16 protein-coding genes are annotated in these 21,848 nt (G+C 46.7%); 14 read left to right on the forward strand and 2 right to left on the reverse strand.

Annotated features, from left to right (window positions below; translation table 11 throughout):
- The 14 genes from GXO74_11170 to GXO74_11235 all read left to right on the forward strand — a co-directional run.
- Nucleotides 1-1,880 (forward strand): T9SS type A sorting domain-containing protein (locus GXO74_11170; protein NOZ62234.1); only part of this gene is annotated, 1,880 nt, incomplete at its 5' end.
- Nucleotides 1,881-1,928: 48 nt separating this feature from the next.
- A complete protein-coding gene (locus tag GXO74_11175) occupies nt 1,929-2,831 on the forward strand; it encodes a hypothetical protein (GenBank protein NOZ62235.1) in 903 nt (300 codons plus the stop codon).
- Nucleotides 2,832-2,857: 26 nt separating this feature from the next.
- Nucleotides 2,858-5,041 (forward strand): TonB-dependent receptor, encoded by a 2,184-nt coding sequence (locus GXO74_11180; protein NOZ62236.1) that lies wholly within the window; start codon nt 2,858-2,860, stop codon nt 5,039-5,041.
- 16 nt (nt 5,042-5,057) lie between these two features.
- Nucleotides 5,058-5,483, forward strand: coding sequence for an acyl-CoA thioesterase (locus tag GXO74_11185; protein NOZ62237.1), 426 nt, complete (start codon nt 5,058-5,060; stop codon nt 5,481-5,483).
- 245 nt (nt 5,484-5,728) lie between these two features.
- Nucleotides 5,729-7,285, forward strand: a complete 1,557-nt coding sequence (locus tag GXO74_11190; protein ID NOZ62238.1) for a PglZ domain-containing protein — start codon at nt 5,729-5,731, stop codon at nt 7,283-7,285.
- A gap of 11 nt (nt 7,286-7,296) precedes the next feature.
- Complete coding sequence (tsaE, locus tag GXO74_11195; GenBank protein NOZ62239.1) at nt 7,297-7,800, forward strand: tRNA (adenosine(37)-N6)-threonylcarbamoyltransferase complex ATPase subunit type 1 TsaE; 504 nt, start codon at nt 7,297-7,299, stop codon at nt 7,798-7,800.
- Between the two features lie 12 nt (nt 7,801-7,812).
- On the forward strand, nt 7,813-8,496 hold the full coding sequence (gene tsaB / locus GXO74_11200) for a tRNA (adenosine(37)-N6)-threonylcarbamoyltransferase complex dimerization subunit type 1 TsaB (protein NOZ62240.1): 684 nt from the start codon (nt 7,813-7,815) through the stop codon (nt 8,494-8,496).
- Nucleotides 8,486-9,076, forward strand: a complete 591-nt coding sequence (rimI, locus tag GXO74_11205; protein NOZ62241.1) for a ribosomal protein S18-alanine N-acetyltransferase — start codon at nt 8,486-8,488, stop codon at nt 9,074-9,076. Before tsaB ends, rimI begins: the two co-directional genes overlap by 11 nt.
- Nucleotides 9,063-9,953, forward strand: coding sequence for an acetyl-CoA carboxylase carboxyltransferase subunit beta (locus tag GXO74_11210; GenBank protein ID NOZ62242.1), 891 nt, complete (start codon nt 9,063-9,065; stop codon nt 9,951-9,953). The genes rimI and GXO74_11210 overlap by 14 nt, the downstream gene beginning before the upstream one ends.
- Nucleotides 9,934-10,713 (forward strand): 5'/3'-nucleotidase SurE, encoded by a 780-nt coding sequence (gene surE / locus GXO74_11215; GenBank protein ID NOZ62243.1) that lies wholly within the window; start codon nt 9,934-9,936, stop codon nt 10,711-10,713. The genes GXO74_11210 and surE overlap by 20 nt, the downstream gene beginning before the upstream one ends.
- Nucleotides 10,710-12,254 (forward strand): glutamine-hydrolyzing GMP synthase, encoded by a 1,545-nt coding sequence (gene guaA, locus GXO74_11220; protein ID NOZ62244.1) that lies wholly within the window; start codon nt 10,710-10,712, stop codon nt 12,252-12,254. Before surE ends, guaA begins: the two co-directional genes overlap by 4 nt.
- Nucleotides 12,255-12,358: 104 nt before the next feature.
- Entirely contained in the window at nt 12,359-14,191 is a 1,833-nt protein-coding gene (gene glmS, locus GXO74_11225) for a glutamine--fructose-6-phosphate transaminase (isomerizing) (protein ID NOZ62245.1), read from the forward strand.
- A 10-nt stretch (nt 14,192-14,201) separates the two neighbouring features.
- Nucleotides 14,202-16,055 carry an ABC transporter substrate-binding protein gene (locus tag GXO74_11230; protein ID NOZ62246.1) on the forward strand — a complete coding sequence of 618 codons (1,854 nt, stop codon included), beginning with the start codon at nt 14,202-14,204 and terminating at the stop codon, nt 16,053-16,055.
- 237 nt (nt 16,056-16,292) lie between these two features.
- Nucleotides 16,293-17,423, forward strand: a complete 1,131-nt coding sequence (locus GXO74_11235; protein NOZ62247.1) for a KamA family radical SAM protein — start codon at nt 16,293-16,295, stop codon at nt 17,421-17,423.
- A 145-nt stretch (nt 17,424-17,568) separates the two neighbouring features.
- Here GXO74_11235 and GXO74_11240 read toward each other — a convergent pair whose 3' ends face one another.
- Nucleotides 17,569-20,631 (reverse strand): hypothetical protein, encoded by a 3,063-nt coding sequence (locus tag GXO74_11240; GenBank protein ID NOZ62248.1) that lies wholly within the window; start codon nt 20,629-20,631, stop codon nt 17,569-17,571.
- A gap of 156 nt (nt 20,632-20,787) precedes the next feature.
- Nucleotides 20,788-21,831, reverse strand: coding sequence for a hypothetical protein (locus GXO74_11245; GenBank protein ID NOZ62249.1), 1,044 nt, complete (start codon nt 21,829-21,831; stop codon nt 20,788-20,790).
- Nucleotides 21,832-21,848 lie beyond the last annotated feature (17 nt).

Below are 21,848 nucleotides of genomic sequence, written 5' to 3' on the forward strand. Positions count from 1 at the left end.
TTGTGCGCTATCTCTGGGGCGATCGATTTCAATTAGAAAAAACGGCGTTAATTTTCAGCGATTTTCAGGGGCGAAATTCCAAAAAAATTTCAGGAATTGCTATCGGCGATGCGATTTTCATGAATTATCATTCGCAAAGTCGGCGTTTGGCAATTGCATCCGGGAATCATCTTATTTTGTCCACTTTGGAAAATTTTAAGTCCGCGGTTGAAGCTGCCGGTGTGCGCATCGTGCCGATTTCAGATTTAAAAAGCCCAAAAAATTTGCCGTTGGTAAAATTTTCCGCGCAACCTCGACCTGACACACCGGTTGCCAATGGCTTCAATGCGCCCTATTTTCATCAGGTGTACGATGTCCCCAATTGGTTCAACGGCCACTGGGCGTGCGGCGCAACCACGGCATTGATGGGATTGCAGTATTATAAAATTTTACCGGCGTGGCCTGTGAATTGCTCATATCCCTACGCCCACGAAAGTTCGCACGGACGATACATTTGCGAAATTTACTCATTCAATGGCTATACCTACAACGTCGGCGGATATGACCCGGACGGAAATGTCGGCTACGGCGGCTATGGTTTTATCATTCAAAATAACTGGGCAGACACCAAGGGAAATATGGCAAAGTACGCCCGTCAGCACGGCGTAGGCTCTGACGTGGACTGGTCGCCAAATTTTAGCAAATTCAGTCAAAATATCACAGCGGCGTTTCCTGTGGTGATTTTAAACAGTCTCACTACCGCCGGGCATTATATTTTGGGCGTCGGCGAAATTGCGGCACAGCACGCGGTAAAAGTCAACGATCCCTATGGCAACAAAAATCAGGGTTACATGAATTACAACGGCAAAAATGTGACCTACGACTGGCCCGGCTACAGCAACGGACATGCGAATTTGAACATCGTTCATTGTTTCATTTACATGCGCCAGGGGGCGGATTTGACAATCACTGTTCCGGAAATCCCTGACACGCTTGGGCTCAGCCAAATCCTGGAATCTGATTTTATTGTGAGAAATGTGGGCACAAAAAGGGCGGACACTTCACAGGTGGGAATCTATTTATCGTTGGACAAAGTGCTCAATACCAATGATCGATTGCTGACAACTGTTGCTGTCCCGAAAATCGACGCCGACGATTCTGTTCGTTTGTCCTGGCAAATCCAATTGCCGGATTCGCTGCCCAGTTACCGCTGGTCCCTGATTGCCATTGCCGATGATGAAAATTTGCTTTTGGAGACGGACGAAAACAATAATGTTGCCTATTCTCAATTCATTTTAAAGGGTTACCCGCGAATTTTTCGCATGAGACCGATTGCAAACTCCACAGTGGACACGGACCAGCCGGAGATCAGCGCTTATTTCAGCGATCCGTATTTTCCCGTAATCTCTGATTCAATCAAATTGTTACTGGACGGAGTGGATTACTCTGACTCGTTGAGCGTCGCCGGCAATAAAGTGATTTTTCAGCCGGGGACGCTTTTGAGCCACACAGAACATCGCGTGCGGTTGGAGGCGCCCAATTCCGCCGGGAATTGCGCGGTTGCTGTTTGGAATTTTTTCATTTTATCCACGGATGTGGCAAAGCAAAATCAGACAAAAATTGACAATTTCCGGCTATTTCAGAATTATCCCAATCCATTTAATTCAGAGACAAACATCCGCTTTGAAGCCCCGGTCGCGGGAACCGTGCAGTTAGAAATCTTTTCTCCGGACGGTTCTCTGATTCGTCAGTATGAATTTTCTCCAAGCGCACCGGGAAAATTTTCGCTTTCTTGGGACGGCAGAGACGCGCACAATCGAATTGTGGGCAGCGGTATTTATTTTTATCGGATTCGATCCGGAGCATTTTCCGCTACGAAGCGGATGATTTTTTTGAAGTAGGCTTTGGGAAACTGCCGGACACGAGTTTTGAATAAATTGGAAAAATAAATGAATCACCAAAACAAAAGATTAATGCGCTGGGCTGCGATTTCAATTACGATGCTTTTGTTGAGCTTGTTTGCTTTTCATGCTTGCCAGATGGATCACGGCCTTTCCCCGAAAGAATACCAGATCAAGGGAAAAGTACAATTTTTCAAAGGAAATCCACCGGAAGGCACTGACCGAATTGAGGTTTTTGCTTTGAAAGAATTTCCGCCGCAGAATCCGCAAAATTTGCTCTATCTGGGGCGATCCGGACCGCTGGACTACCAATCGGGCAGAGAAGTCAGTTATTCAATAGATGTTTCTCCGACAACGTATCAGTTTGTCGGCGTCATCTGGAAAGAAAAGGGAAAAGATTGGAATTTGACAGGACTGATGGGATTTTACACCGGCAGTGAAAATACATTCTCGTTTTTCCCGGATTCGGTTGTGGTGTCCAAAGAGCAGCCCATCGTGGAAGACGTCAATTTTACTGCTAATTGGGAATTGGTAAATAAAGACGCGCGAATCTCCGGGAAGATTTACTATGAAGGACACTGGCCCGAAGACACAAATTTGCTGCTGTTGGCTGTTTATCCCCAGAAACCGCAATCTGATTTTGAATATCTCACTTTCTCCAACATCGACTACAGTCAGCCGATTTTTGTCGATTCGTCGCGTTACGAATTACCGATTAACTCCGGCGTTTATCAGTACGTGGCGCTTTTCTGGGTCGGAAAATCCATTTCCAGTCTCAGCGACATGGTAGCGTTGGGTTTTTTTGAGGATAAAAATAATCCGGGACTGCCGGGTCGAATTGAAATTCAGACGGGTCAGACATTGGAAAATATTGATATTCACGTAAATTTTAATGAAATTCAATTTCCCAAAATAATGCCTCGATCAAATTCGCCGGAAGACGTTCGTTGATTTTTTTGAAATGAAAAAGCGATAGTATGGGATCTGTAAAAAAAATAATTTTGAGCCTATTGCTGGTTGGAGCGTTTTGCCAGCCAAATTTTGCCCGTGGCGGCAACAGAGGCGCAATTTCCGGGACAGTACTGGAAATTCCTTCCGGAATAAAATTGCCGGGCGTCAATATCCAGATTGTGGGCACAACGCTCGGAACGAGCACGGATCGGAACGGCAGGTTTGTCATTCGCGCTGTGCCGCCGGGAAATTTTGTTTTATTGGCAACGATGATCGGCCACAAACCCGCGCGCACAAAACCGATTTTCGTCAGCCCCGGGAAAACGGTTAATTTGACGATTCAGTTGGAAGAATCGACAATTGATTTTGACCCGGTGATTGTCACAGCGAATAAAACCAGCCAGGAATTGGACGTCTCTGCCAACAGCATTTCTGTAGTCTCGGCACAGGAAATCGCGCGTCGGGCGCCGCTGTCGGTACAGGGAATTTTGGAAACAGTTCCCGGCGTGACTTTTGTGAAAGATCAAATTAACATTCGCGGCTCCAGCGGATTCACAATTGGCGCGGCGAACCGAACATTGCTGCTCGTGGACGGCGTTCCGGTGATGGCGAGCGATACCGGAGAATTTAATTGGGATTTACTGCCGGTTTTGGATGTCGAAAGAATTGAAGTAATGAAAGGCGCCGGTTCTGCGCTCTGGGGAACTGCGGCGCTCGGCGGAGTGGTTAATATCATCACCAAATCGCCTTCGGAACAGGGAAAAACGATGGTGCGCTTTCACGCCGGAGAATACGGCGAGCCGCGTTACGATGAGTGGAAATGGACGGACAAGCCGCTTTATTTTGCCAGAATTGACGTCAGTCATGGCCGGCAAATAGGCCCGCTGGGAATTCGTCTTTCCGCTGGCAGGGCGATTTCCACGGGCTACACGCAATCGGACGATTATCGCCGCTGGAATTTCACCGGAAAATTCAATTATCGTTTCAGAAATGGCTCCAATTGGGTTTTTTACGCGGCCCTGAATCGGAGAAATGAAAGTCTCTACATCGGCTGGGACGATCCGAAGCACCCGTTTGAAGTAAAACCGTCAAACCGCTCGCGCGGAAGAATGAAAATGGCAAATTTTTACACCAAGTACAATTGGTTGATTTCTGCGAAGGCGGCGGTGAATTTTCGGCTGTCCTATTTGATGACGCTGATGGGCAATCAATTTGTACAGACTGCGGATTTTAACCCGGCGAAAGGTCTGGGCTCAGAGATTCAGGGATTGTTTTTCCCGCGAAAAAATTGGAACATCATTGCCGGGTTGGAATTCAAATGGGACACCGGCAGCACAAAATATTTTGGCGACCATCAGGGATACACAATTGGCGTCTACGCCCAGACGGAAATCGAGCTGTTAAAAAAAATTCGTTTGACGCCCGGCGTGCGTTACGACCGCTATCATGTGATTGACGGCGTTTCGCAGAGTCTGCTGAGTCCAAGAATCGGATTAAATTACAGACCGTCGAAAAAAACTGTTTTGCGCGCATCTGCCGGCAGCGGTTTTCGGGCGGCAACAATTGCGGAACGCTATCTCAATTTCGAAAACAGCAGCGTGGCCGTCGAGGCCAATCCGAATTTGAAGGCGGAAACTTCCTGGTCGTACGATTTCGGATGGCGGCAATATTTGACAAAAAATTGGTTCGTGGAAGCGGGCGCGTTTCGCAATGATTTCAAAAATTTGATCGAAATCGATCTGCGGCAGAGTCAGATCGAATTTGCCAAGGATATTCGCGTGGCAGTGAAATTTGAAAATTTGCTGCAAGCGCGCATTCAGGGAATTGAGTTGACGACCGGAGGACACTGGTGGAAAAGAAGAATTCGTCTCACAGCGACGGCAACTTTTCTGGATCATGAAAATTTGCAAACGCATCAGCCGCTCACGTACAGACCGAAAAATACAATTTTTATCAGCCCTGCTTTTTGCCTAGGGCCTGTGGAATTTCAAGCTGATTTTCACTACGCCAGCGCGCCTGAAGCAGTGAAACTTTTCGCCTATGACGAGCGCGTGCCGCAGAAAGTGTGGAATTTCCGTTTCATTTATCATTACGCTAATTTTGATTTTCAAATTGCGGCAAACAACGCGTTTGATTATTATTACACTCAAATCGAGCGTAACATGGCGGAAGTGAGAAATTTTACCGTGGGAATGACGGCGACATTTTGAGAAAGAGGAGCTTTGGATGAACGAAGATTTCAAATTCAAAACTGACATCGTTGTCGGCATTGGCGACATCAATTACGGCGGACATTTGAGCAATGACAAATATTTGGTGCTCTTTCAAGAAGCAAGATTGCGTTATTTGAAACAATTCGATTTTTCCGAGCTGAACATCGGCGAGGGAACGAGTTTGATCATGAGCGATGCCCAGATAAAATATCGCGCTGAAGCGTTTTGGAATGAGCAGCTACAAATTTTCGTGCGCATTACCGACTTGAACAAAACGCGATTTACTTTTGAGTATTTAGTCAAAAAAAGGACGGACAAGGACGTTGTCGTCGCAATGGGCCGCACGAAAATGGTAGCTTTCGATTATCAGCGAAGAAAAGTGAAACGTTTGCCGGATATTTTTGTGGAGAAAATTTCTGAATTTGAAAGTGAGAAATGAAGGTTTTTTCGAATGAGGTACCAGCAAAAGTTAACAGAAAGAACAATTTGATTTTTGTTCTCGCTTTTTTGCTGATTTAATGACAGGGAACATCTTGTACATTAAGGCTTTTAATTACAATATGTTTTAACTTTGCAAGATTGTAATGGTCAGGTAGCTTTTATTCGCGTAGTGGTAGTTGGTTGCACGAAAGAGCCAGTTAATTTATTTGGAAATTCTCTCCAAAAAACTTTGTGAAAGATTTTATGGCGGAAATTAAAAAGAAAATTTTATGGATAGATGACGAAATCGAGCTGCTCAAGCCGCATATTTTGTTTTTGGAACAGCGCGGCTATGAAATTACGCCGGTGCCGAACGCAGAAGACGGCATTTCGCTCATCCGCAGCAATTATTTCGATTTGATTTTGCTGGACGAAATGCTGCACGGCATGGACGGGCTCACGGCGCTGAGCGAGATCAAAGATATTAATCCGTCGCTGCCGGTGATCATGATTACCAAAAGCGAGAAAGAATCGCTGATGGAAGAGGCCATTGGCAGCCGCATCGACGACTATCTCACCAAGCCGGTCAATCCGTCGCAAATTTTGCTCACGTGCAAAAAGATACTCGACAGAAAAAAAATTGAGCGAGAAAAGCTATCGCGCGAATACGCTCAGGAATTTCAGCAGATCGCTGCGCGCTTAATGACGCCGATGAGCGCCAGCGAATGGATCGATGTTTATTTGAAAATGACGGAATGGGAATTAGAGTTAGACCACTATCCTGGATTGGGGTTGCGCCAGACATTGTTGTCGCAGAAAAGAGAATGCAATGCTTCGTTCGGCCGTTTCATTGAAAAAAAGTATGCTCAGTGGGTGAATAGCGACGATAGGCCTGTCATGTCTATGGATATTGTGGAAAAATTTGTTTTGCCCGAGCTGGATGAAGGAAAAAATGTGGTTTTCATCATCATGGATAATTTGCGTTTTGACCAGTGGCTGGCGATAGAGCCGCTGTTGTATCCCTACTATCAGGTCCGGAGAAATTACTATTTTGCTATTTTGCCTACGGCTACGCCCTATTCGAGAAATGCTATTTTCTCAGGCCTGACGCCGCTGGAGATGTCTGAAAAGTTTCCTCAGCTATGGCATGAGGGGGAAGAAAACGAGACCAGTTTAAACCGATTTGAGCGGCAGTTTTTGTCGATTCAATTGAAACGCTATGGCATCGGAGAGAAACAGATCAAATATGTGAAGATCATTGAGTCCAAAGAATCGCGAACTTTGCTGAAGAATATCAATTCGCTCGCTAAATCCAGGGTATTGGCGATTGTGTTGAATTTTATCGATTTTTTGGCGCATTCGCGCAGCGATTCGGCGGTGTTGAAAGAAATCGCGCCGGACGAAGCCGCTTTTCGTTCGTTGACACGGTCGTGGTTTGAACATTCTCTTTTTTTGAAAATGCTAACGAAGTTGGCGGACCAGGGAAATTCGATCATCATTACTTCCGATCACGGCAGCATTCGAAGTTTGCGCGGCGCCAAAGTGATCGGCGACAAAGAAACGTCCACTAACTTACGTTACAAATATGGCCGCAGTTTGAAATGCGACCCGAAGTTTGCTGTCAACGTCAAACACCCGAAAGATTTTCAATTGCCACAGGTAGGCATCAACACTAATTTTTTGATTGCCAGAGAAGATTTTTATTTTGTTTATCCGACGGATTATCATCATTATTTAAATTATTACAATGACACTTTTCAGCACGGCGGCATTTCCATGGAAGAGATGATTTTGCCCGTGATTAAGCTGGAGGCAAGGTGAGTTTCGAGGCGTTGTTGACATCAAAATCCGTCCGCGAGACAGAAGACATCGGGCGTCGCATTGGCGCTTTGCTCCAGCCAGCCGATGTGGTTTGCTTGTTCGGAGACCTGGGGAGCGGAAAAACGTGCTTTGTGCGCGGCGTCTGCCGAAGCCTCTGCGGCGAAGATGAAGTCAGCAGCCCGACTTTTACAATTATCAACGAGTATTCCGGCAAACTGCCGGTTTACCATTTTGATTTTTATCGCCTGGAAAACGAGGAGCAGATTTTCGATTTAGGATACGAGGAATATTTTTACGGCGAAGGCGTTTGTCTGATCGAATGGGCGGAACGAGCGCCGTCTTTGTATCCGAAGCAGCGCATTGAGATTTATCTAAAAGCCATCTTTGAAAAAGGGAAAGAAAGTTGGCGCCGCATCCACATTCGCGCATTTTGCGAAGAAGGCCGTCTGCGCGATTGGGAACGTGAATTTGAAAAAGAGAAATCGGCTTTTGCCTCAAATCCGGCGAGTTTCTGAGAAAAGAATAAAATGAAAATATTAGGGATCGACACTTCGAGTGAGACGCTCGCCTTGGCTTTGACGGAAGACGACAATTTGATTTCCGAGGCGCGTTTTTGGGTCAAACGGGCACATGCGGAACGCCTCGTGGCAGCGGTGGGAAATTTGTTAACGCAAAGCCGGTTGAGTTTTGACGAGCTCGAAGGGATTGCGCTTTCCATCGGGCCGGGGTCTTTCACCGGACTGCGGATTGGTCTGGCGGCGGTTAAAGGCATGGTTTTCGAGAAAAAAATAGCGGTCGCTGCCGTTCCGACGCTGGAAGTTTTGGCTTATGGCGGTCGCTTTTGGCAAGGCGCAATTCGTCCGCTCATCCGCGCTCAGACCGATGAAGCGTACACCGCCGTTTTCAATTTTGAAAATGATCTTTTGGTCGCTGATAGCCCGGCACAGCTCATTTCGCTCGCCGATTTGGATTCCGTAGTGGCAGAGAAAACATTGCTGATTGCCAGCGGCTTTAAAAATTTTCAGGAATTTGTCACTCCAAAGCTGAATGAGTTAACGCGAATAGCGTCCGCTCAGGATTCTTTGATTTCCGGCTTCAGCGTCGCGCGGCTGGGCTGGCAGCGGTTTAAAAAAAATCAGGTCGAAGCTATTGAAAGTCTGGAGCCATTTTATTTGAAAGAGTTCAAGGCAAAAAGGAAAATTGGATTTTAAAAAAGTTCATTTCAAAAAATTAATTGAGTCGCCGCAGCAGAAAAACGAAGTCGATTTCCGTTGGTTCGCAGCGGCAGGCAAGGGGATCATTTTCTCGCTGGAAAATGGCGATGAATTTTTTGTGCGCCGGATGGAAGCGAATGATGTGCCGGATGTGCTGGAGATTGAAAGAGCAACCTTTAGCTCTGCCTGGTCGGATGCGGGATTTTTCTATCGGTTGCATGAACGCAAATTCAATGTTTCGCTGGTGGGATTCGTGGGGAACAAACTCGTTGCCTATGCCGTGAGTTACGCCATTGGCGAGGAGTTTCATTTCGGCAATATCGCCGTCCACCGCGATTTTCGTCGGCGAGGCTATGGCGAGGTTTTGCTCTGGATGAGTCTGCACATTGGCGTGGAATTGGATTGCTCGGAAGTGCATTTAGAAGTTCGTCGCAGTAACACTTCGGCGATTCGGCTTTATCAAAAATTTGGTTTTGAAATTTACGGCGTGAGGAAAAATTATTATCAGCAGGAGAACGAAGACGCCTTTCTGATGAGAAAGGAAATAAATTGGGAGTTGCCCTATGGCATGGTTTAAGAGAAAAAATTTCGGTTTAATTCCTCAGAAGAAGAAAGACCTTCCCGGGGGACTGTGGCTCAAATGCGAGAAGTGCGGGGAAATTATTTACAAAAAAGAATTAGATCGACATCTGTACGTTTGCTGGAAATGCGGTCACCATTTCCGGCTGGTGGCAAAAATGTACGTGCAGATTTTGCTGGATGAAGGTTCTTTCGAGGAATTTAACGCTCACATCACATCCAAAGACCCGCTGAAATTTAAAGCCGCAAAAAAGTACAGCGACCAGCTCAAAAATAGCATGAAAAAAGCCGGGTCAAATGAGGCGGTCATCACCGGTTTCGGAAAAATTGACGGCATGCCTGTCGTGATGTGCGTGATGAATTTTTCCTTCATCGGCGGGAGCATGGGTTCTGTTGTTGGCGAAAAAATAGCCCGGGCTACGCGCGAGGCAATCAAAAGTCGGCTGCCGTTAATTATCATTTCCGCCTCCGGAGGCGCGCGCATGATGGAAGGGGCGCTTTCCCTGATGCAAATGGCAAAAACATCGGCGTATTTGGCAAAATTATCCGATGAAAAATTACCGTTCATTTCTATTGTGACCAATCCGACCACCGGCGGCGTGTCCGCAAGTTACGCCATGTTGGGCGACGTCGTCATTGCCGAACCGGGCGCGCTCATCGGCTTTGCCGGTCCGCGAGTCATCAAACAAACTATCGGACAGGATTTGCCCGAAGGTTTTCAAACGGCGGAATTTTTGCTGCAGCATGGCTTCATCGACGCCATTTACAAAAGGACTGAATTGAAAGAGAAGTTGGCTTTATTAATAAAATTTTTTACAAAAAACGGAAAGAGCGAAAATCGAATAGATGAAAAAAATGAAAATTTTGCTTACTAATGACGACGGAATTAACGCGCCGGGTTTGTACGCCTTGTACGAAGAAATGAAAAAAGAGGGCGAGGTTTTTGTCGTCGCGCCGGACAGCGAAAAGAGCGCTGTCGGTCACGCGATTACGCTCTCAGATCCGCTGCGCGTGACAAATTTTGTCAAAAACAGTGATTTTTTCGGCTATTCCGTCAATGGCACGCCTTCCGATTGCGTCAAACTGGCGTACTGGGCGTTGGACATTCGACCTGATATTTTAATTTCCGGCATTAATTTGGGATCGAATACCGGCATTAACATTATTTATTCGGGTACAGTGTCTGCTGCGACAGAGGGTATGTTTCTGAACATTCCTTCTTTTGCCATTTCTTTGACAACTTTTACTCACCCGAATTTCAAAATAGCGGCACGTTTTGCGAGAAAGTTATCGCGGATTGTTTTGAAAAACGGCCTCCCCAAAGGGACATTGCTCAACGTGAATGTGCCGGCTGTGGATGACGAACGAGAAATCAGCGGCATTCAGATTACAAAACAGGGCAAAGCGCATTATCGCGAGGAATTTGACAAGCGCAGCGATCCGCACAATCGCGTCTATTATTGGCTCACGGGTCAGAAGGTCGAATTGGAAGAAGAAGACAACGTCGATGACCGGGCTATTTTAAACAACAAAATTTCCATCACACCGATTCATTTTGATTTGACGGATTACGTTGCCATGGAAAAGTTGGAAAAGTGGGACTTCAAGGATCTGATGCGAGAGAAAAGTGAATGACTGCGCCGGTGGAAATGATTCTTGTTTTGGATTTCGGATCGCAATACACACAACTCATTGCGCGCCGGATTCGTGAACAGCATGTTTATTCGGAAATTAAGCCGTTCGATATTTCTCTCGAAGAAATCAAACGGATGAAGCCCAAGGGGATTATTTTCTCCGGTGGGCCGGCTTCCGTTTATCAAAAAAATGCGCCGCTCGTTGCTGCGGAACTATTCGCGTTGGGGATTCCTGTTTTGGGAATTTGCTACGGATTGCAACTCGTCTGCCATCTTTTGGGCGGAAAAGTGGCTCGCGCTAACGAGAGGGAGTATGGTCACGCTCAATTGGAAATCTTGAAATACGATCCGATTTTTTCCGGAATAAATTTTCCGACAAAAGTTTGGATGAGTCACGGCGATCGCGTGGATGAAATTCCTGGTGATTTTGATGTGTTGGCGAAAACTGACAATTCCCCTTTTGCGGTCATCAAACACAACGAAAAGCAAATTTACGGGCTTCAATTTCACCCGGAAGTGGCGCACACGGATCAGGGCAGACAGCTTTTGCGCAATTTTGTGTTTGAAATTGCTCACTGCCGCGGCGATTGGACGCCGCGATCGTTCATTGCTCAGTCCATTGCATCGATCAGAAAGCAGGCCGGCGACGCGAATGTGATCTGCGGCCTGTCCGGCGGCGTTGATTCTTCTGTCGCGGCGGTTTTGGTTCACAGAGCCATTGGCGATCAGTTGACCTGCGTTTTCGTGAACAACGGACTTTTGAGATTGGGCGAAGACACAGAGGTACGAGACGTATTTGAAAAATATTTTAAAATGAATTTCAAATATGTGGATGCCACGGAAAATTTTCTTTCGCGTCTCCGCGGCGTGGTCAATCCCGAGGAGAAGCGAAAAATCATCGGCGATGAATTTATAAAAACTTTTGAAAGAGTGGCGTTGTCGCTTGAAAATAGCAAATTTCTGGTGCAGGGAACGCTTTACCCAGACGTGATCGAAAGCGTGTCTACCCGCGGGCCCTCGGCGACGATCAAGACGCACCACAATGTTGGCGGCCTGCCGGAAAAAATGGATTTTGAACTCATCGAGCCGCTACGCGAGTTGTTCAAAGATGAGGTCCGCGAAGTAGGACGTGAATTGGGATTGCCGGAAAATATCATCGGTCGTCATCCTTTTCCTGGTCCCGGACTGGCGGTGCGAATTTTGGGAGAAATTACCAGAGAGCGTCTTGATTTGCTGCGTCTGGCGGACAAGATTTTTATGGAGGAATTGCATGAATCGGGTTGGTACGATAAAGTCTGGCAGGCGTTCGCTGTCTTGCTGCCGATCCAAACCGTCGGCGTTATGGGCGACGAGCGAACGTACGAGTCCGTTGTGGCGCTGCGCGCCGTGACTTCGGAAGATGCCATGACCGCGGACTGGGCCAAATTGCCTCCGGAGCTGCTGGCGCGCGTCGCGAATCGGATTATTAACGAAGTTCGCGGCATCAATCGCGTTGTTTACGATATCAGTTCCAAACCGCCGGGGACGATTGAGTGGGAATAATTTTCGACAATAATCGAGAGAGAGCATTGTTTTTTACTTGGTTTTTTGATTGCAAATAGATTCCGGGATTTACTCTTCAGAAAAAAACAGCGAAAGGAAACAACATGTGTGGAATCGTCGGGTACATCGGCAATCAGGATGCCGTTCCTGTATTGCTCAACGGGTTGAAACGATTAGAATATCGCGGCTACGATTCGGCCGGTATTGCAACCATTCGCGCGGGTCAGCTTGAAATTTGCAAGCAAAAGGGAAAAATTCAGGAATTAGAGAAAAAAATGTGCGGCGTTGATTTGTCGAGCCAAATTGGCATCGCACATACGCGCTGGGCGACACACGGCGAGCCCAATGTGGTGAACGCGCATCCGCACACGGATTGTCAGGGAAACATCGCGCTCATTCACAATGGCATTATTGAAAATTATAGCGTATTAAAAAAAGACCTGCAAGCGCGCGGCCATATTTTTAAAACGGAGACGGACACTGAGGTGCTGGTCCATTTAATTGAAGAGCAATATACCGAGTGCAAAAATCTGGAAAAATCGGTGCGACTGGCGCTTTCTCTTGTGGAGGGAACTTACGGTATCGCCGTTATTTGCGCCGACGCGCCGGACATTTTAGTAGCCGCGCGAAAAGGCAGCCCCATTGTTGTCGGAGTTGGCGACGGAGAATATTTTTTGGCGTCGGACGCCGCCGCCATCGTCGGGCACACCAGCCGGGTGATTTATCTTGATGATCAGGAAATGGCGATTGTCACCCGGGAAAACGTGGCGATAAAAACCATCGACGATCAGCCGGTTGAAAAAAAGATCAGCCGCATCGCCTTTGATATCAGCCGAATTGAAAAAGGCGGCTACCCGCATTTTATGCTCAAGGAAATCATGGAGCAGCCGCAAACAATTTACGATTCCATGCGCGGAAGATTATTGGAAGACGAAGGAACGGTTCGGCTGGGCGGCATTGAACATGATTTGGGATCGCTGTTGCACGCGAGAAGAATGTTGTTTACCGCTTGCGGCACCTCCTGGCACGCCGCTTTGTTGGGCGAGTACATGATCGAAGAATATGTCCGCATTCCCGTGGAAGTTGAGTATGCCTCTGAGTTTCGCTATCGCGATCCGATTATTGACAGAGAAACAGTTGTCGTGGCCATCAGTCAATCGGGCGAAACCGCGGATACGCAAGCGGCAATCCGCGAGGCGAAGCGAAAGCAGGCGAAAGTGTTCGGCATTTGCAACGTTGTCGGATCCACGATTGCCCGGGAAACCGACGCTGGTGTTTATTTGCACGCCGGGCCGGAAATTGGCGTCGCTTCAACGAAAGCGTTCACTTCACAGGTAACCGTGCTGTCGATGATGACTGTTTTGTTGGCGCGCATGAGCTCCATGTCTGTGAGCCGGGGCAAGGAAATTGTCAAAGAACTCAAACTTTTACCTGATCGTGTGGAGCGCATTTTAGCAAATCGCGAGCAGATTGAGGAAATTGCCGATAAATACTGGAAGATGCCAAATTTTCTGTATCTGGGACGGGGTTTCAATTTTCCGGTAGCGCTGGAAGGCGCTCTCAAATTGAAAGAAATTTCTTATATTCACGCTGAGGGTTATCCGGCGGCGGAGATGAAACACGGGCCTATCGCTCTCATCGATGAAAATATGCCAGTCGTTTTTATCGCGACAAGAGATTCGACGTACGAAAAAATAGTCAGCAATATCGAGGAAGTTCGGGCGCGCAAGGGAAAACTCATCGCCATTGCCACAGAAGGAGACACGTATATCAAAACCAAAGTCGATCACGTAATTTACGTGCCACCGTTCATGGAAATGCTCACGCCGATTTTAACAATAGTTCCGCTTCAATTGTTGGCGTACTACATCGCTGTACGGCGCGGCTGCGATGTGGATCAACCACGAAATTTAGCAAAAAGTGTGACCGTTGAATGAGGATAAATTTATGAACCGTCAAAAAACCACGCGATTAAAAAGTCTGTTTCTCGTCCTTTTGTTCTTGCTTTCGCTGCTCCCGATTGTCAGGGGACAAACACTCAAAGTAAAGGGCATCAATTATATTCCGGAAATTGAAGTGCTTTTTGGCCAGGGTATTCAGGCGTATCAACGAGCGGACTATCACAAGGCTGAGGAAATATTTTCCAACTTGATTTCCAGATATCCCCCGCACCAGCGGTTGACGATTGCCTATGTCATGTTAGGAAAAAGTTATTACCAACAGGGAAAATTCCAACAGACGATCAGAAAAATCGATGAACTGCTCAAAAAATATCCAAACAGCAATTATCGATTTTATGCGAAATATTTGAAAGGGCTGTGTTTATATCAACAAAAGAAATTTGTCCCTTCATTGACGGAATTTCTGTATGTTGCTGATCAGGTTGCGGAAGGAAATCTGGCTGAAAAAAGCAAAAACCTGGCGCTGAAAATTATTGAAAACAATGTGACCACTCCTGATTTGAAACGACTGAGTGATTCCTGCGCCGGAGAAATTTCTTCCGCTATTGTCGCCATTAAACTGGCGTCCAGCTATATCAACATTGGCCGACGCGCCGAGGCATTTACGTTGTTGCAAAATTTCATCAAGCGTCATCCGAAAAATCCCTACAACCAACAGATCAAACAATTGCTCTCTCGCACGGATATTGTGATTCCCAAAGGCATTGTCAAGGTCGGGATCATCTTGCCGATTTCCGGCGAGTACAGCGAACAGGCGCGAGCTGTGTTGGCGGGCATTCGCTATGCGCAAAAGAAATGGAACGAAAAAGCGGAAGTGCAAATCGAATTGGTGATCAAAGATTCGCAAGGAGATATTGTTCGCACCGTAGAGGCAACCAGAGAATTGTTGCAGGATAACGGAGTTTTGGCCATAATCGGCGAGTTGGATCGCGACAAAACCGTCGCTATTTCCGCGGCAATAAATAACTATAATATGCCTTTAATCGCTCCCACAACTTCCGGCGTGAACGTGACTAAATTGAATAACTATACTTTCCAATTGAATCCGGACCTTGGTTCTCGCGGGGAAAAGCTGGCGGAATACGCGGTAAAAAAAATGAATTTAAAGACATTCGCCACGTTGGCGCCGATGGATGACTACGGACGACAGATGGCGGACGCCTTCACGGCGACCGTGGAAAAATTGGGTGGGTCTGTATTGACGCAGAAATGGTATTTCCCCGGCACAAAGGATCTGGGTCGGCAAATGAAAAGCATTCGTGAAATGGGTTTTAACATGATGAATAGGGACTCCCTGATACATTATTACACCAAAGGCATGAGCCCGATACAGAAAAGACGATTTGATCTGGAAACCATTCCTGTGACTTCCATCGACGGCGTATTTATTCCTTGCGCCACCGAAGAGATTCAATACATCGCCCCGCAGTTCGCGTTTGTGAATATTCGCACTCAGCTCTTTGGCGGAGAAAATTGGTACGAATTAGATGAATTGCGAAAAGTGCAGCAGTACGTTGACGGCGTGATTTTTTGCAGCGGCTATTTCAAAGATGAGACAAATCCTGATTTTATTCGCTTTCAAAAAGATTTTACTAAAATTATGAAGCGCAAACCCGATGTGATGGAATTGTACGGTTACGATGCCATGCAAGTTTTTGAAGGTGCTGTTTCTAAAAATCATCTGACACGAGAGGAAGTAGCAAATTTTTTGAGCAATTTGAAAAATTTATCAGGAATTCGCGGTAAGATTTCGATTGACACTGAAACGGGGATCAATCGGGCAATGCGATTGATCACTTACAAAAATGGCCGTTTTAGTTTGATTGAAACCGGCCAATAAAACGACAAAAAATGTTTTCACCGGGCCAGGTTTTCATAGGAATCTGGCCCGAAAAAGCTCGCCGCGCTGCAAAATTCAAACCAAAAATAAAAAGTCCTTGATTTTTATCCCAAAATTTTTTATATTAAAATACTCCGAGTTGGGATCCTGCGAAAGTTTTGACCACTATTACTCTTGCAAAGACATATCCGAATAATTAACTGGTTTTTTGCTTAATCTAAGGGAAAGGAGCGAAAAATGAATCCCAAGTACATTAGAACGCTCGAAAAAATCCCTCAATTGAGCGAGCGGGAAAAAATTCAGTTACGTCCGGTGACGAAAAAGTTTGCCATGCGCGTAAATGAATATTATCTTTCGCTCATTGATTGGGATGACCCGAATGATCCGATCAGGCGTATCATTATTCCTCACCCAGGCGAGTTGAACGAGTGGGGCGATCTGGATGCGTCGAACGAACATCTTTATCGCAAAGCGCCGGGGTTGGAGCACAAATACGAATACACCGCACTGTTGCTGGTGAGCCGCACCTGCGGTGGGTTTTGTCGTTTCTGTTTCCGGAAAAGGATATTCATCAAAGAAAATGATGAAGTTGCCACAGACGTTAGTGAAGGTCTGGAGTACATTCGTCTGCACAAAAAGATCACCAATGTGCTTCTCACTGGCGGGGACCCGTTGCTGTTGTCCACGAAAAAGTTGGGAAGAATCGTTTCCCGATTGCGAGAAATGGAACACGTGAAAATTGTCCGTATCGGCTCGAAAATTCCGGCGTTCAATCCCTATCGCATTTTGAACGATCCGTCTTTATTAAAAATGATTGAAAAATTTAGTACGGCGGAAAAGAAAATTTACATCATGGCGCACTTCAATCATCCGCGGGAATTGACCCCGCAGTCGATTGAGGCATTGAGTCTACTGCAAAAAGCAGGCGCTGTTACCGTGAATCAGACGCCGCTCATCAAAGGCGTTAACGATAAGCCAGATGTGCTTTCGGAACTTTTCCGGAAACTTTCTTTTATCGGGGTTCCGCCGTACTACGTTTTTCAAAATCGTCCCACGCTGGGCAACTACAGCTATGCTGTTCCGCTGGAAAGAGCGTACGAGATATTCGAGCAAGCGCGGATGCGTACTTCCGGTCTCGGCAAAAGAGCGCGCTTTGTGATGTCGCACGCTAAAGGAAAAGTCGAAGTTGTTGGAAAAACAGAAAATTATATTTTCATGCGTTTCCACCGTGCCGCTGATCCGACGGAAAAATCCAAATTTATCGTCGCCAAATCCAATCCCAGCGCTTACTGGCTGGATGACTACGATGATATTGTGGAAAAGTACCAGCTCGAAAATCCGTTCCTGAAAGCAATGAACGCAGCTTAAAGGGGGAGAAATGGAATCGGATGATAAAAAGGCTAAGGCGCTGTAATGGCGCCTTTTTTCTTGTGGTCTGTTAACAAACTCGTTACTGTTCAGCCGCGAGACTCCGACACTTGATAGCTGAATCACACACCCTCACCCATCAAATTCACTGTAAAAATCCTTTGCTGTCCAAATAGGCCTCGCAGCGCGTCACAATGCCGGCATCGTTGCCGTGTTCGTCAAATTGAATCGTTAAAAACGGTTTTCCGGCGGCTTCCCTGACGTAATGTTTGATGTAAGAATCGGGCCCGCATTTGAAATTGGTGATGTAAATCAGATGCAGATTTTCAAACTGCTGCGTCCAGCGCGCTGTTTTGAGAATTTTCTGCCCGTAACTCCAGAACATATTTTCATTGATGTCGCGGATGTCAATTTCATCGACGAACAAAAAATCAATGGGAATGATGTTGATGCCATAGTTGAGACGCAATTTCGCCGGGATGTTCAAGTTGACGATTTTGTCGTAAATGTTGTAAGGTCTGCCGACGAGCACAATGGCTTTTTCCTTACGGAGAGTGATTTCTTCGATTGCCTTTTTTCCGTGCTCAATCAAAAAGGTACGGAAATGAGTTTGCGCTTCGTAAGCTTTTTCCACGGCACGATCGCTCAATTTCGCAGAGACGCCCAACTCTTTCGCCATTTCTCGGAAGGATCTTTTTACTTCTTCTTTTCCCAAACGATAGCGGATGTTTGGAAAAAGGATTTTCTTTTTGTGCGGCATGAAGCGCGGCGTGGAGCGAATCACGAAGCAGAGCGTTTGTCCCCAGGGGCAAAAAAATGAATTCGTGTGCGCGTCAGGCGATTCCGCGTCAATGACATTGGGAATGAAAATGTAATCGACGTTTTTGCTAATCAAATTATCGACATGACCGTGCGCCACAGTGATGGGGAAACAGGGCTCTGCCACCCGGCTTTCCACGCCGGCGTTGACGATTTGACGATTAGTCTCGTCGGAGAGTACGACGTTGAAATTGATTTCTTGGAAATAGGTCGCCCAGAGCGGAAATTGGTCAAAATAGTACATGGCGCGCGGAACCCCGACCGTGGGTAAATTTTCCCGAACATCGAACTCGATTTTTTTTAAATAATCTTGCCGTAATTCAAAAAGATCGGGAATGATCGGCTTGCGGGCAACTTTAATTTGTTTGCGGTAGCGGTCGGAACATTTGTCGCCCCAGTAAGTCTTTTTGCCTTCAACGGTGAATTGCTGAATGTCGCAAAAATTTGTACAGCCTTTGCAGGTGAAGGTACGTAGTTTGTATTTGATTTGCTCCAGATCAAACCCGCGGAAAGAGGATTTCGTTTTTTGCACCAGTCGCATTTGTTCTTTTGCCAGCAAAGCGGCGCCGATGGCGCCCAAAATTCCATTGTGCGGCGGCACGATAATTTGTTTGTCCAAAACGGTAGCGAAAGCCGCTGCCACGGCGTCGTTGTACGCGGTTCCGCCCTGAAAATAGATCACGTCGCCGATCTTTCTGCCGCGTACAACGCGATTGAGGTAGTTGGTGACGATGGAGTACGCCAGGCCAGCGATGATGTCTTCTTTTTTTGCGCCGCGCTGCAAAAAAGGAATGATTTCTTTTTCCATGAAAACCGTGCATCGTTCACCGAGCCGAACCGGAGCTTGCGCCTGAAAAGCCAATTCCGCAAATTCGTTTTTGATTTGAATGCCCAATTTTTCCGCTTGCTCTTCCAAAAATGAGCCCGTACCAGCGGCGCAGGCTTCGTTCATGGTAAAATCGGTCACAATGCCGTCTTCGATGTAAATATATTTTGCATCTTGCCCCCCGATGTCGAAAATCGTATCGGCAATTTTGTGCGTGATTGTGTGACTGATGTGCATGGCGCCGGTTTTGTGAGCCGTGATTTCGTCTTTGATCGTGTCCGCGCCGATCAACTCGCCGATGAGTTCGCGGCCTGAACCGGTGGTACCCACACCTTTTATTTCGATGAGCGAGCCGATTTCTCTGTCAATTTCTTTCAGCCCTTCTTTGACGACTTCGATTGGCCTGGCTTGAGTCTTCGTGTAAATTCCTTTGATCAAATTGCCGTTTTCATCGATAACCACGAGTTTTGTGGTTACAGAACCAATGTCGATTCCCAGAAAAACAGGAGACTTTTTGTCTGTGGGAAGTGAGTGGATTTGAGAAAAACTTTCTCGCAGCAAAATTAGTTTGTCTTTTTGCAATCGCGGCATGGTTTCAAACTTCTGTCTGGGACGAGCAAAAGAATTGAGACGCGCGCGCAACTCAGCGGCAGGAAAAAGTTCGCTGTTTCCGTCAGATAACAGCGCAGAGCCAATGGCTTCCATCCATAAAAAATAAGGCGGCACAATCATTCCGCCGTCTTTGAGGGAGAGGACTTCTTTCAGCGCAGCAACAATGCCCTTGTTGGCAGCGAGCCCGCCGATAAAAGCAACGGGCGTTTTGACGGCTTTTCCTTTGATAATTGTTCCCTTGAAATTTCGCACAACCGCGTCACACAGACCTTTGAGAATTTGCGGCGGCTGAAATCCTTTTTGCTGGGCGTGAATCATGTCCGATTTTGCAAAAACAGAACATCTGCCGGCGATCGTTGCCGCTTTGTCCGTTGCCATGACGATGTCGCCGATTTCTTCCACAGAATAAAGTAATCGCGATGCCTGCTGGTCGATGAAAGAGCCGGTTCCTGCGGCGCATTCTCCGTTTACCTCGTAGTCCAAAATTCCGGCGCTGCCGTCGCCGCTGCTTTTGTCCAGCAGAATGTATTTTGACGTATCGCCGCCCATTTCGAGAATTGTCTCGACTTCCGGGTGCAGCGCGTTAAATGCCCTGGCAATCGCTTGAAATTCGTTGACAAACGGCACCGCAAACATGTCGGAGAATGCTTTTCCGCCAGAGCCGGTGGCGGAAAAATTGAAAGAAAACTCTGACGGAAATTCCGCTACGATAGGTTCGAGCATACGAGTTGCGGCGCCCAGAGGCTCGCCGTGCGTACGTGCGTATTTGCTGAGTAAAATGACAAAATCTGAATTTTCCCCGACCGAGAAAAAATGAGCGAAATTTTCCGTCAGCTTCTCTTTGAGACGGCGAAAAAGAGACTGATGCTCCGCAGAAGTCAAAAAAGCCATGCGGCAGCCAACGGCGCCGATGTCTATTCCTACGTGGATGACTTTGTCGTTTCCTAACAAGATTGTACCCCTCTAAAATGAACAAAAGGAAGCCAGCAAAAGCTGATTTCCTTTCTTTTCCATCAAAATAAACTCCGCAAGCAAATAGAAATTTTTAATTCTCTGTTTTTCTGTCGGCGTTCTGGAATTTGATCGCGAAAGAAATGAAAATTTTCATTAACCTAAATCGAGAAAGTCCAGTAATGACTCTCCTGATTTTAAAATTTGCGGCGCGATGAAAAGTTTTCCTTCCGATGTTTGCACAGTCAAAACAAGCAGCGCGCTGACTGGATGCTCCAGAGAAAGCTCGCGCAAAAACTGATAGTACTCATTATCGCCGGTGCCTCTGCCCAACAAAGTTTTCTGTACCGCTATGTATTCTTCCTCGGTTTTTGCATTTTTTACCTGTTCCGCAGCGCGGCGATAATTTTCCACAAATTTTTCGTAACGTTCTTTCCCCCCGGAAAATTGAATCGCCAGTTGCTTCAAAATTTGCCGCCGCACTTTACCGGAGCCGAGCGCGTGGATGATTTTGTCGGCGATGGCTTTGTCGTCGATCAGAAAGCGAACGCCGAACTCGATGATTTCTTTGAACAAGCTCTGCTCGATGTACTTGTTGTATTTACGCCAGGAATCGGCGTCCTCAAAATGCAATCTTTGGCCCAATTCTTGAAATTGATTGCCGAAGGGATTTTTCAAATGAACGGCTTGAAAAACAAGACGAGCCACATCAGCGCATTTTTCTTCCAACTGTTCGCTGCTGGCATCGCCGGAAGTCACTTCTTTGGATTGCAGGATGCGAATGGCGTCGCTGATGAATTGATTGACTCGCTGATCCAGTTGATTGGCAGTTTTGAACGCAGAGTGCGCATCACGAAATTTCCCCTGTGAAATAGCGCGCTGGCCCAGATCAAGCAAAAACTCCGTCGGCAGCGGCATGGGTTCAGCTTTTAATTTTTCACCGAATTGTTCATTCAATCGCGCGTAAGTCTGTTCCAATTCCTGGCGTTTATTTTCTTCCAGCAGGTCAAAATCCAGCCAGTTGCGCGCCGCAAATTTTCGCAGCGCTGCGATGTCATTTTTCTTTATGGTCAACGAGACCGTAGAAGACGGATTGTTGATATGAAAGGGAATGGCGTAATCGCCGTAAAAAAATGAGATACTCAACAAATGCATGATCAATTCGTGAACATCTTCGATTTGTTGATAGTCGGTTTTCAAGGTAAAGCCTCCGAATA

Source organism: Calditrichota bacterium (assembly GCA_013152715.1).
Taxonomy (GTDB): Bacteria; Zhuqueibacterota; Zhuqueibacteria; order Thermofontimicrobiales; family Thermofontimicrobiaceae; genus 4484-87.